Here is a 12673-nt window from a genome sequence, read left to right as displayed (position 1 = left end):
TGAGAACCCCCGCCCCTTCACATGGACGAAGAGCGCCGACGAGATCCTCGAACGCCTGGCCTCATATCTTAATCGAATTCCCGGCGCAGGACACTCACAAGGACCACTCATTGATCACGACTCGTTACAGGCCCTAGCTAGGGCACCCCTAAGACCCCGAACGCAAGGCCGATGCCTGACGGGGCGGCATGCTGCAGACGCCGGGCCGGGACAGCGTCAGCCCAGATCACCCTTCATCATCATATCGCGAACGCGCTTCCCGACGGTGCGAGACCCCAGGAATTCCGCCCGTTGTGACGGGCTATAGGCGAACGAGTAGAGTTCTGGGAAAAAGTCGGATGTAGAATTAAGGGCTCGCTTCACCACTCGCTGGACTTTATTGAAGCGTGTTGCAATATCTTTCCCTACTGTTTTATAGAAGTTAAAGAATGCCTGGTCACGCTCAAAGTGGAATTTGTTCCGATCGTGCAAGAATTCACCCATGAAATAAAGGGAGATTTCGTCGCTGGGGGTTCCATGGAACGAGGAGTCCGTGGGCGGGTCATCGCGCAGATCCATGCGGCGGCCATAGGGGTTCCAGTTCGATTCCAGCTTTTCGCCGCTGATGTAAATGCCCGCTCTGGCTTCCCCTTGAAAATCGTAGTGAGTGTTGGTGCTTCTCATTTCTCTGGCCAATGCTTTCAGGTGCTTTGGCGGAAGTGCCCCAAGTGCGGCGAGATGGCGATTTGCGACTATTTCCGCTCCTGGTTCCACGGTGATGAGATCGCCGAACACGCTGTGTGCAGCAGCTACACGCTGCTCCATGGCCTGTTCAACTGCCCCTTTGGCTGACGGTTCAGGAGGACTCTGCCCGGCTGCCACTCTGGCGGCTTTGGCTCGTGTTCCGATGGGTGTGAGGCCGCCGACGGCGGTGAGGGCGAAGCCGCCGTAGAGGAGGCCGGTGCGTGCGTCGGGGGTGAGGAAGTGTTCGGTGTCGTCGGCGAGGGCGACGGTTTCGAGGGCGAGGCCGGCGGTTTCGATGGCGAGTCCGAACAGGGCGCTGGCGCCGACGGCGGCGAGGCCGCCGGTTGCGGCGGTTGCGGCGATCGAGAGGACGGTGCCGAGGAAGAAGGCGGCGGACAGCGCGAAGAGTCCCCAGTCGAGTTCGGCGGTGTTGCCGGTGGGGTCGGTTTTCATGACGGGGTTGGCGTCGAAGGCCATGTACCGGTTGTGGAGGGGGGCGTTGTCGCGGCTGATGAACCGTTTCTGGGTGGGGTCGTAGAGGCGGCTTTTCAGGTATTGGGTGCCGGTGGTGGTGTTGGTGTACTCACCGGCGTAGGTGAAGGGGTTGATGCCCGCGGCTGCGCCTGGGCTACCGGCACCGGGCGCGGCGGCGGTGGTGGGGCCGGTACCGGCGTTGCTGGGAGTGGTGCTGGTGGTCGCCGTGTCTGCGGGGGGCACGAGGGTGGTGTGCTGGCCGTAGTCGGTGTAGTGCCAGGCGGCGTTGACCTGTCCGTCAGCTGTGGTGAGGTTGGTGGTGTTGCCGTGGCGGTCGTGGTGGAGGTATCCGCCGCCGGTGGCGTTGGCCGTCTGGGCTGTGTCGTCGGTGGTGGTGAGGGTGCGGGCTTCGCGGGTGGCGGCTTGGAGGTAGGAGGCCGTGACCGCGCTGTCGCCGTCCGCGCCGGTGTAGGTGTCGTTGGTGATGGTGCCGGTGGTGGGGTCGTAGTAGAACCCGGTCACGGTCGCATGCTCGCCGTTGCTGGTGGTGGCGGTTTTGCGGCTGCCGTCGGCCCAGTAGCTGTAGGCGGTCTTGTGTCCGTCGGGGGTGGTGACGGTGACGGGCTGGTTGTGGGTGTTGTAGGTCCAGGTGTTGCCCCGGTGGTCTGTGAGGAGGTTGCCGGCCTGGTCGAATTCCTGGGTCTTCCTGGTCCCGTCGACGGTGAGGGCGGTCAGGCGTCCGGCGGGATCGATCTCGTAGTCGGTGACCGTCTTCTTGCCCTGCTGGTCGTGGCGGGTGGTCTCCTCGCGGGTGATGTCGCCGGAGACGTTGAGGGTGTAGGCGGTCTCGGTGACCGCCTCGCCCTGGTCGTTCTTCACCACTGAATGAATGAGCCGGTCGTAGGCGTCGTAGCGGTAGCCGGTGGTGGTGGTCGCGTTGCTCACCGTGCCCTGGCCGTCCTTGACCACGGTGCCGGTGTCGTCCACGGCGGGGCGGGTGTCGGTCCGCTCGCTGAGGTTGCCGTGCGAGTCGTAGGTGTAGTCGGCCTCACTGACCAGTGACCCGTCCGCCCGGGTGGTTTTCTCGGTCTTGACGTGGCTGGCGTCGGTGTAGGTGTAGGCGGTGGTGACGCCGTTGCCGCGTTCCACCTTCTCGATCCGGCCCATACCGTCGTAGGTGTAGGTGACCTCGGCCAGCACCTTGCCGCCGGCACCGGTCTGCTTCGCCGAGCGCAGGGTGCCGTCGTCGTTGTGGGTGTAGAGGGTGCGTGCACCGGCAGTGTCCACGGAAGCCAGCAGCTGTCCGTGGTCGTCGTATTCCTGGGTGAGGGTCTTGCCGTCGGGGTAGGTCACCTTCGTGACCTGGCCGTCGGCGTTGTAGGTGTAGGAGATGACCGTGCTCGCCTTGTCCGAGGGGTCGAACACCTCCAGCACCCGGCCGGTGGTCTTGTCGTAGGTGTAGGCGGTCTTCTCGCTGCTCTTACCGTCCCCCGACGTAGTGGTGGTTTCGGTGACCCGTCCGGTGGCCGGGTCGTAGGCGGTGGTGGTGACCGACCCGTCAGGGCGGGTTACCTTCTCCGCCTCACCCCGGTCGTTGTAGGCATACGTGGTGATGCCGCCGGCGGGGTCCCTCTCCTCGGTCACCCGCCCGGCATCATCCCGCTTCACCGTGGTCCCCGACCGCTTTTCCTCACCCGTGGCCAGGGTCTTCACCACCGGTCCTCCTGTGAGGTCCTGGCGTGGCTGGGCCTTCACCTCCGCCCCCGGGAAGGTGTCCGGGGCTGCGGGGCTGAGGGTGGCGGTGTCGGCGGTGCCGCCGGTGGCGTAAGACATCCGGGTGGTGACATCCCCGGCAGTTGCTTGCTGCTGACGGCCCAGCCCGTCAAAGGACGCAGAAGCCGCGGGCACGGGGGTTCCGTCCGCGTGCCGGGTCGCCGAGGCGACCTGCCGGTCGGCGTCGTCGAGTTTCTCGGTGGTGGTGGTCACCGCCTTCGCCGGGTCGGTTTCCCCGGCGGACAGGGCGGCGGTGGTCTTGGTGTTGGCGACGTCGTCATACGACATCAGCTGCGTCATCCCGTTCGGGGCAACCGCCTTGACCGGCCGGCCCCGCAGATCATTGGTGGTGACCGTTTTGCGCCCGGCGCCGTCGGTGGTGGTGGCGGTCAGCCCGTCCGGGCTGTACTCCACCCGCTGCAGCGTGCGTGCCTGCGGATCAGAGGTGATCTCGCCGCCGGTGATGTTGTCCTTCTTCGCCACCACCCGACCCAGCAGGTCTCGGGACTCCACCGTGACATGCCCGTCCGGGCCCGTCACCGTCGTGGCGGCAGGAGTGTGCACGGCGGTCGCGGTGAGTCCGTCCGGACCGGTCTCCTTGATCACCCGGCCGGCTCTGTCGTATGCGGTCTTCGACACCCGACCCGCCGCATCCACCATTTCGACGACTTCGCCGGTGACCAGGTCCGATACCTGCTTCACCGTCCCGGCCGGGCTGGTCACCGCATCGGTACGCGTGTGCGCGGCCGTATCGACGCTGGTGGTGTAGGTCTCGGCCAGCTTCTCCGGCCCGCTGTCGCCCTGCGGCCGCGCACCCTCCGCCCACCTGACGGTCTTCGAGGACAGCTCGCCGTGCCCGTCGACGGTGAAACTGGTCGTCGTGCGGGCCTTCGGCGCTTCACCTTCCTTATTGGCAACCGCTTCCTTCGTGGCAGCGATGTATTTGCCATCGGGCGTGAGGGTGTTCTCGGTAACCGCCACCGTGCCGTCGCCACCCGCCGTGGTGGACTTCACCACGTTGCCGTACGGCCCGTACTCCACCCTGGTGACCGCTCCGGTGACATCCCTGCGCTCGGTCTGCCGACCATACTCATCAAACACCGCGGTCTCGGTCGTGGTGCGGATTTTGCCGTCCCGGCCGGTATACGTGACGGAGGCTTCGGTGGGTTTGGCGTAGTTCGCCGGCAAAGCCGACGGCGCCGGCGGCACCTCGTCCTTCTCCCCCGCATAATCCAGCTCCTGCCGCTGCAGGCTCACCCGCTTGTCCCCCGCGATGAGGAACGTCTCCCGCTTCTGCAGCAGATGCAGCTTGCTGTAGGTGGAGCGCACCACCGACACCCCATCAGACAGCTCGGTGACGTACTCATAGCCCTGTGCCACGGTGTCGGGGGCGTCGAACAGGCCGAAGGTGGTGTGGTGATAGCGCGGATAGCCCAGGTGGTTGTGCACCTCCCCGTCCACCGCCACCAGCGAGAACGACTTCGGCGCCACCAAATCCTTCCCGCCCCGGTCAGTGACCCGGACGGTCTTCACCACACTCACCCCCGCCGCCATCTGGTACTCCACCAGCGTCTTCGCCCCCGACGGGGTCACAATCTCACTCAGCAGCGGCTTGTTCCCGGTCTCCGCCGACGAGCGGTAGCCAAACGTGGTGACCTGCCCCACCGGGTCGGTGACCTTCACCAGCCGGCCGCCCTCGATCGTCAGCTGCATGACCGGCTGCTGCCCGTCCGAACGCACCGGCGAGGTCACCGCCACACCCGTCGCCGACGGGGCCAGCACCGCCCTCTGCCCGTAGGTGTCCACCACAGCCGCCAGCCGGTGACCCGAACCCCACAACCAGTCCACCCGGTTCTTCCCCGACCGGTCCCCCTGCGCGATCAGATCACCCGCCGCGGAGAAGTAATCCACCCGCCCATCGTCATACCTCAGCGTGAAGGAGTACGGCCGCTCCTGCCCCACACCCTCCCGCACAGGCAGCACCCCCGCCTTCCGCTCAAAGACGAGGTTCTTCAGCGTGTAACGCTTCAAACCACTCGGGGAAGCCTCATCGGCCTCGAACATGCCCCCCGACGCCGGGTACACCCGCACCCCACCCTCGGTCTCCACAAACGACGTCCCCAGCGTCACCCCCGCACCCAAACCATGCCGGTCCACACCCCCCGCCGCCAGCTGCTGGTCATACGACAACGACACCGACACATCCAAACCCCCCCGGCCCGGCAACGTCACCAGCGGCAGACCCATCCGCCACATGCCCGTCCGCTCATCCACCGCCCCCGCCGCCGCATCCCCCACCGGCACCGAACCCGACACCGGCGCAGACACCCCACCCCCGATCTCTGCCGCCACCGCCGACACCACCGGCACCACTGTCGCCGCCATCACCACAGCCGTCGCCAACGCCACACGCCGAAGACGACCACGCCCCACCAGAACCGACCCCACCCTGGCAGACGACCACACACCCACACCACCGGCAGCAAAACCGGCACCGGTAACCGACTCACGACCAGCAGCAGACACACGAACTCCAAAAACAGAACCGGAACCCCAAACGCTCTCTCCACAAAACCCCCGCCCCACCCACACCACACTCCCCCAACCAGACACCCCACCAGACCACCCCACCTCATCCCCCCCAAAGACTTACCCGCTGGTAGGTACCACTCGAGCCGTACTCGGCCACAGAACATGGTCGCGCACGATGTCGACCTACCGCTCGACTCGGCCCTTCCCCTGCGGTCGGTAGGCGGCCCAGACGTCGATGTCGAAGCCGTAGGAGCCGGCGAACACGACCGCCCCCGGATGCAGCGGGACGGCCTTGCCGGCAGGAGCGTCGCGCGGAGCGGAGCCGGGAAGCCCGCCCGGCGGAGCGGAGCGCAGCAGGGTGCTTGATGAGGTACGGAGAGTCGTACCGCGATCAGACTGGGGCGGGGCGGTCCCCACGACCGGTCGGCACGCAAGACGATCCTCCGTGACCTGCCCGTTCCAGCGCTCGGAGCCCTGTCGGCGAGCGCTGGTCCGCACGTGGCGTGTAAGCCCCCGAAACCGGCCTTATGTGGGCCGCCACGCTCGCCCTCGCGGAGCAGCCAGGGCGGGAACACTCACGGAAGCGAGAGATTCACATGGCTGAGTCATCCGCGCTCCTCCCCCGTTACGCTGGCGAGCACCAGCCGACGATCCGGGAGTGTGCGCCGAGGATGGGACCCAAGACGCAGAGGGTCTACGACACGATCCGATCCTGGATCGAGTCAGGCCGATACGGCCCCGGCGACAAGTTGCCGTCCGAGCGGACGCTGAGCGCTGAGCTTGAGATCGGCCGCACCGCCCTCCGGCAGGTGCTCGCCCGTCTGGCGAGCGAGCGGTTCATCAAGGCGTACGGTCGCAGCGCTTACCGAGTTTCGGGGAGCGGGGGCGTTCCCACTCCGGCCGACCTGGAGCCGTGGCAGATCCACGGAAGCCGCCGCATCTACGAGAACCGCTGGGTGAACCTCGATCTGGTCGAGGTGGAGCCGCCGGGCGTCGAGCGCTTCGAGCACCACGTGGTCCGGCTGCATCACGTAGCCATCACCGCTGTAGTGGATGATCAGGACCGAGTGCTCATGCTGTGGCGATACCGCTTTGTACCCGACCAGTGGGGATGGGAGCTGCCCGGCGGGATCGTGGACGCCGGCGAGGACGCGGCGGTCACGGCTGCACGCGAGACGGAGGAAGAGACCGGGTGGCGGCCGACGAAGGTTGAGCACGTGGTCACGTACCAACCGATGATCGGCATGGTCGACTCACCTCACGAGATCTTCGTGGCGCACGGTGCGACCAAGGTCGGCGAGCCGACGGACGCCGAGGAAGCCGGTCACGTCGCCTGGATCCCTCTGGACGAGATCCCCCGCCTGATGAGCGAAGGACAGCTGATGGGGTCGGGGACGCTGGTCGCTCTCCTCCACATCCTCTCGTCCGGCCCTACAGCCGCCCGGTAAGCAGCTCCACCCGCCGGCGGTACCGCACGGAACCGGTGCGGTTCGCCAGCAGCCTGGCCTGCTGGAGGTGGTTCCGGGCATCCTCCAGTTCGCCGCGAGCAAGGTGGGCTTCGGCGAGATCGCTGTGAAGGCCAGACCTTGCCCGTACGAACGAGCTGTCCGCTGCTCGCAGGGCGGCGTACAGCTCGTCCATCGCGTCGCCGTCCCCGAGCATTGCGAGCACGTTGCCGCGCCAGCGAGTCAGGTGACCCTCGTTGAGGAAGATGCTAAGCATGTCAGCGTCGCGTGTCTCGTCACCATTCGGGAGACTCTCTGCCGCGCGTTCGAGGGCGCGCCGCGCATCGTCGCCCATATGCGGGATCGCGGCACACAGCTCGGCCTCAGCGGCGCTGAGCCACGCCTTCAACCGTGGCGAGTGCCGCTCAGGCTGGGTGCGCTGCGCGTTCCGGATCAACTCCACCGCCGTCTCGGGACGCCCGGCGTCGCGCAGGACGTACGCCTGCTCGCCCATCGCGTGCGCTAGGTAGAGCGGCGAATCGGCCTCTTGGGCGGCCCTCTTGGCAAGCTCGTAGTGCCGCCATGCCCGTTCCACTGATCCAGCATCGAGCGCCTGCCACGCCGCGAGGGTCGACGCCCCCGCGAGTGCGGTCGCGATCGGGCGCCGCGCGCTGGGGAGAACGGCGAAGGTCAGGGCGTCCTCCATAGAGGCAAGATGGCCCGCCATCTGGTCGACAAGCCCAGCGGCACCCATCTGCCTGTCCATCGTGCGCAGTAGCTCCGTCTGGTCTAGGAACGTCTGCACCATCGAGTTGCTGATGGACTGCGCGGAGTCGATCCGACTGAGCAGATCGTCGTATCCATCGGTCTGTTGCGTCTGCACCTTCTCGGCTCCGCCGCGCAGCTCCTCGTCCGTGACGCCTAGGAGAGGGCGCAGGATGGCGGCATACCGCTCCCCGATGGAGCGCTTCCCGTTCTCCCATTCCGACACGTAGGTCTTGAGGCTGGCTGCGGAAGCGATGTCCGTCAGGTGCCTCTGTGCGTACCGCTCGATCTCGTAGATCAATCGGTCCTGAGACCATCCGCGCGCCGTTCGAGCGGCACGTAACCCCTGGCCCATGTGCATCGCCTCCGGTGAGTGCGTCTACCGGCGGTTGCTCAAATCACCGCAGGTGGAAGCGGGTTAACCCTCCTGAGGTTAACCCCTGTTGGCTACCGCGCACCCCCGCTTCAGCCGTTTCCTGAAGTCACGCCAGGCAGCACCGCAGCGAACACCCGACCCGATGGGGTTGCCGCTGGTGCGCACCAGGTGCCATCCTTCTGGTGCGCACCAATTACTCCGGGGTTGCTAACCGGTCTGCTTGATGCGCCCGGAGGGCTCCGCATAAGCGGGTCGGCTCGATGGAAGCGCCGGCTACTTGAGAACTGAACAGCGTGATCCACCGCAGCACGACGCCGTGACGACGCCGGCTATGCGAGTGGAGACCAGCCGATCGAGACCGGGCCCGGTGTCACAGCCGGGCCCTACACCCCACATGGGGGACACGCAGTCGGCTCTAAAGAACCGCGTGGCCGAGAGGCCCTGATCACCCCCGAGAACCAGACCTCCTCGGGGCGAGGGGCGCCACGCGAATGGGAGGTCTGCGCACCCCAACCCTTCCGCGGCCGACTCGGCCGCGGCCGGTTGCCTCCTCCGCCCGTCCGGTCCCTCCGCGGGGCTCGTACGGGCGGGGCTGAGGGGAGCCGGATGGTTCCAAACGGCGAGAGGTCCCGGAGCGGCTACTCCGGGACCTCGTTCGGGCCGTTCCTGTCTGGAAGGAGCTGACCCATGAAGTCCATCATCACACTCCCGGCCACGTCTGAGGCACTGGCGTTCGACGGGGAGCCGTCGCCCGCGGAGCTGGACGCGATCGACCGTGAGATGCCGCTGATCCGGGCGGAGGTCGAGCTGCTGGACGCGCAGATCACCACCCTGGACCGCACGCCGTCGCAGCTGGACGCGCGCCGCCGCCGGCGGGCCCGCCGGCGGGTGCTGGCCGCGCGGCGGGAGCTGACGAACCGGGCGGTTGCGGGTTCGCCGGAGGTGGCCTGATGGCGGCCGCCACCTACACGGCGCAGATGGCCGTGAGCCGGTGGACGGGCCGGTGGCGCCTGTACGTGGCGCTGCTCGGCGAGCGGTCGTCGCAGTGGCCGGAGTACGAGTTCGACGGCACCGTGGTGCCGACGGTGGCGGAGCGTTCACGGGCGCTGAACAAGCTCGGCTACGCGTTCACGGACGGCGCCGCTTGGACGTGGGTGGAGGACAGCGTCGTGGCTGACGACGCCGCCTCACCGGTCCTGCTGATCGCCTCCGCGACGGTTCGGGAGGCGGGGCCGTGAACGCTGTTCAGATCCGTTCAGCCGAGCGCGCTCTGGCGGCCGGGACGTGGCTGATCGTCTGCGGAGCGGTGCTCTACTCGATCCTCACCGTGACCCCGCTGATGGCGAAGCACACGCCCGATGCGTGGGACTGGACGGCGCCGCTCCTGCCCCTGGTGGTGGACGCCGCCGTGGTCATCGTCGTCCGTCTCGACGCCGTCCTGGCCCGCCTGGGCGGGCATGGCGGGCGGTGGCCGGTGGCGCTGCGGTGGATGACCGGCGGCATGACTCTGGCCCTGAACATCGCCGACTCGGCCCTGAAAAGGGACCTGGTCGGCGTGGCCGTGCACACGGTCGCGCCGCTGCTGCTGATCGTCACCGCCGAGACGAGCCTGGCCTACCGCCGCGCCATCACCGCGGCCCTGACCGCTCTGGACGCCCGGCAGCGCGCCGAGCAGATCGAGCGCCAGCAGGCGGCGGCCGCCGAGCGGGAGGCGGCCGAGCGGCGGGCCCGCGAGGAGCGCGAGCACACAGCCATGCTGGCGCGTGAACAACGTGAACACGAAGCCCGCTTGGCCCGGGAGCAAGCCGAACGGGAGGCCGCCGCCCGGCGGGAGGAAGCCGACCGCATCGAGGCGCGGGAGCAGGCGGAGCGGGAGGCTCGTGAACGCCGTGAACGCGAGCGTGAACAGCAGCAGCGCGAGCGTGAACGCCTTGAACGCGAAGCCGCCGCCCGCCGCGAGACCGAGCGCCGGCAGCGCGAGGAACGAGAGGCCCGTGAACGCGCCGCGCTCCTCGCGGGCGGCCCGGTGGACGAGAAGGCCCCGGAGGAGCAGGCCCGCCGGATCATCCGCGCGGCGTTCGCCGAGGGCCTGCCCGTGCGGGCGGCGGCCGACCTGTGCGGCTGGTCGATCGGCTGGGTGTCCTCCCGCTACCAGGAACTCCGCGACGCCTCCCAGAGCGCGCCGCGTGAGCTGGAAGGCGCGACGCACTGATGGCCGCGCTTCCCGTCTACCGGTGGCGCCTGGCCCCGGACGGCTACGCCACCTACCGCCAGCTCCGCGCCATGGGGCTGCGGCCCGGCGGCCAGGACGTCGCCGCCCAGCTCGAACGCCCGCGCCGCCGCCGGGGCCCGCTGGTCGCCTACCTCTACCGGATCGACGCCGCCAAGCCCGTCCGGCCGATGACCCCCGCTCGCCGGGCGGCACTGGCCAGGGCGAACACCGCCCAGCGGATCTGCCCGAACTGCCACCGCGACGCGGGGTATCGCATCCCGCGCTCGCTCGGCATGTGCACCCCCTGCCACGACTCGCCCGCTTCCGCCCGCTCGACTCGACAGGAGAGCACCGCATGAGCAGCCAGACCCAGCAGAGCACCGCCCCGGCCGCCACCGGCCAGGGCAGCCACCACTACGTGCTCACCCTCGACCTGCCCGGCCGGATGTCGAGCACCTGGTACGGCACCATCACCCCGGCCGCCGCCGCGAGTCGGCACGACGTCTTCATGGCGCTGCGCAACCAGATCGGCGACCAGCACCCGGAGCTGTCCACGGGCAACGTCGTCTTCTTCTCCCTGGAGCCGAACCGGCTCTGACCTGCACCACCCCACAAGGAAGGCCCGGACGCACTGCTTTGACCGGCAGCGTCCGGGCCTTTGACCTCCCGAAGGGAGTGCACACAGCATGACCGACACCACCCTCACTACGGAAGCGGGCCCCGAAGCCCCACCGGACGTCACCGCACAGCCTCCCGTGGAGCCCGAGCCCGCGGCCGCCGCCTCGGCGCCCGCCGAAGGTGTGGAGCACACGCCCGGCGGGTGGCCGGTCGTTCCCCTGGCGGTGACCGGCACGAACACCACCGCCTCCCTGCTGGCCACCGCATCTCTGGTCGGCGGCCCGGTCGCCCTGGCCCTGGCCGCGACCGGCGCGGTCGTCCTCGGCACCGCTGCCGCGAGCCGTAATGCCCGCCAGCAGCGCAAGCCCGCCCGCAGCACGCGCCGCAGCACCCGGGCCCCCGCGCCCCGAGGGGCACCCACGGGGTCCGGGGCGCGCCTGGGGTCGGCCGGGCGGCTGGTGCCCCGGCCCCGTACCGGGAACGCCGGCACCACTGAGGCCGCGGGTCGCGGCAACAAGGCGAACCAAGGCGGCCAGGGTGGCCGGGGCATGGCCGGGCACCGCGCAGCCGTACCTTCTCCCCTTCGGAGGCCCCTGTCTTCCCAGGGTGGAAAGCGGGGAGCTGCTCGCGCGGCCGACCTGTCCACTGCCACGCCGGGCAAGGCTCATGGGGGCCGGGTCGGGCAAATCAAGGCCCTGCGGGATGCGGCCCGCTCACCGGTCCCGTCGCGGGCCGCGCAGCGAGCCCAGACGATCGCCGCCCGCCGCCAGGTCGCCGACGCACGGCGGGATGCGAAGCAGCAGGCCCGCAGCACCAGGGCCGCGAAGAAGAGGCCCATCGGCCGGGCGGTCGCCGGTGGGCTGAACAAGGCCGGGGCGATGCGGCGGGCGGCTGTGGAACGTGTCCGTGCGGCGCGGGACCGGCAGAACGGCGGCACGGTCGACCGGCAGCGTGCGGCGGTCCGTAAGGCCCCGGCCCGCAAGCGGGCCCGTAAGGCGCTGCGGCGGTCCGCCGCCCGGTTTCAGGGCCGTCGTCTGCTGGCAGCGCTGCTGGGTGGCGCGCTCGGGCTGGTCGGCATGGTCACGACTCCGCTGGGCCGCAAGCTCGGGACTGCTGCAGGGTTGAGTGACACCTGACCTGGCTTGCTGAGAAGCGGCCTGGAAGGATGTTGCAGTGCCCAAGCCCTATCCCAAGGAGTTCCGCGAGGACGTCGTGCGGGTCGCGCGCAACCGCGAGCCCGGCGTCCCGCTGGAACAGGTGGCCGCCGACTTCGGAGTCCACCCGGCCTCGCTGACGAAGTGGCTGCGCCACGCGGAGACCGGGAACACCACCACCAGGCCCGCGACGGCGCCGGCCGAGTCGGCCGAACTGCGCGAGGCCCGCAAGCGGATCCGGATGCTCGAGCAGGAGAACGAGGTCCTCAGGAAGGCCGCGGCCTATCTGTCACAGGCGAACCTGCCGGCAAAATGATGTACCCGCTCGTCCGCGAGCTGGCCGCCGCCGATGCCCCTGCAAGGGTGCCGGCGGCGGTGACGTGCCGGGTGCTCGGGCTGGCCCGCCAGCCGTACTACCGGTGGCTGGTCTCACCGGTCACCGACGCGGAACTGACCGAGGCCCACCGGGCCAACGCCCTGTTCGACGCCCACCGCGACGATCCCGAGTTCGGCCACCGCTTCCTCGTCGACGAGGCCCGGGCCGCTGGCCAGGTGATGGCCGAGCGGACCGGATGGAGAATCTGCCGCGACAACCGCTGGT

At 68.9% G+C, this 12673-nt stretch carries 10 protein-coding genes and 1 pseudogene; 9 read left to right on the top strand and 2 right to left on the bottom strand.

The window, feature by feature from the left end:
• Window positions 1-216: 216 nt before the first annotated feature.
• The gene (locus tag AC07DW_RS31375; RefSeq protein WP_478861050.1) at window positions 217-5379 is read right to left on the bottom strand and encodes an RHS repeat domain-containing protein; all 5163 of its coding nucleotides are present in this window, start codon (window positions 5377-5379) and stop codon (window positions 217-219) included.
• 794 nt (window positions 5380-6173) lie between these two features.
• Here AC07DW_RS31375 and AC07DW_RS31370 point away from each other — a divergent pair.
• Window positions 6174-6950, top strand: a complete 777-nt coding sequence (locus AC07DW_RS31370) for an NUDIX domain-containing protein (protein ID WP_478861052.1) — start codon at window positions 6174-6176, stop codon at window positions 6948-6950.
• Here AC07DW_RS31370 and AC07DW_RS31365 read toward each other — a convergent pair.
• Entirely contained in the window at window positions 6934-8067 is a 1134-nt protein-coding gene (locus tag AC07DW_RS31365; RefSeq protein WP_478861051.1) for a helix-turn-helix domain-containing protein, read from the bottom strand. The two genes, AC07DW_RS31370 and AC07DW_RS31365, sit on opposite strands and share 17 nt — an antisense overlap.
• Before the next feature lie 708 nt (window positions 8068-8775).
• On the opposite strand from AC07DW_RS31365, the gene AC07DW_RS31360 reads away from it, so the two are divergent.
• The 8 genes and pseudogenes from AC07DW_RS31360 to AC07DW_RS31325 form a co-directional block, all read left to right on the top strand.
• Window positions 8776-9039 (top strand): DUF6284 family protein, encoded by a 264-nt coding sequence (locus AC07DW_RS31360; RefSeq protein ID WP_478861049.1) that lies wholly within the window; start codon window positions 8776-8778, stop codon window positions 9037-9039.
• On the top strand, window positions 9039-9326 hold the full coding sequence (locus tag AC07DW_RS31355) for a DUF6303 family protein (protein ID WP_478861048.1): 288 nt from the start codon (window positions 9039-9041) through the stop codon (window positions 9324-9326). The genes AC07DW_RS31360 and AC07DW_RS31355 overlap by 1 nt, the downstream gene beginning before the upstream one ends.
• On the top strand, window positions 9323-10300 hold the full coding sequence (locus AC07DW_RS31350) for a DUF2637 domain-containing protein (RefSeq protein ID WP_478861047.1): 978 nt from the start codon (window positions 9323-9325) through the stop codon (window positions 10298-10300). The genes AC07DW_RS31355 and AC07DW_RS31350 overlap by 4 nt, the downstream gene beginning before the upstream one ends.
• On the top strand, window positions 10300-10659 hold the full coding sequence (locus AC07DW_RS31345) for an RRQRL motif-containing zinc-binding protein (protein ID WP_478861046.1): 360 nt from the start codon (window positions 10300-10302) through the stop codon (window positions 10657-10659). The genes AC07DW_RS31350 and AC07DW_RS31345 overlap by 1 nt, the downstream gene beginning before the upstream one ends.
• Window positions 10656-10898 (top strand): hypothetical protein, encoded by a 243-nt coding sequence (locus tag AC07DW_RS31340; RefSeq protein WP_478861045.1) that lies wholly within the window; start codon window positions 10656-10658, stop codon window positions 10896-10898. The genes AC07DW_RS31345 and AC07DW_RS31340 overlap by 4 nt, the downstream gene beginning before the upstream one ends.
• 88 nt (window positions 10899-10986) lie before the next feature.
• Window positions 10987-12054: a hypothetical protein gene (locus tag AC07DW_RS31335; protein ID WP_478861044.1), complete on the top strand. Its 1068-nt coding sequence runs from the start codon at window positions 10987-10989 to the stop codon at window positions 12052-12054.
• Window positions 12055-12091: 37 nt separating this feature from the next.
• On the top strand, window positions 12092-12388 hold the full coding sequence (locus tag AC07DW_RS31330; RefSeq protein WP_478861043.1) for a transposase: 297 nt from the start codon (window positions 12092-12094) through the stop codon (window positions 12386-12388).
• Window positions 12385-12673, top strand: a pseudogene (locus AC07DW_RS31325) (IS3 family transposase); the annotation flags it as partial. The gene AC07DW_RS31330 and the pseudogene AC07DW_RS31325, both read left to right, overlap by 4 nt.

The sequence above is a fragment of the Streptomyces sp. NPDC045701 genome (genome assembly GCF_056432045.1).
This window is presented reverse-complemented; position numbering and strand designations above follow the sequence as displayed.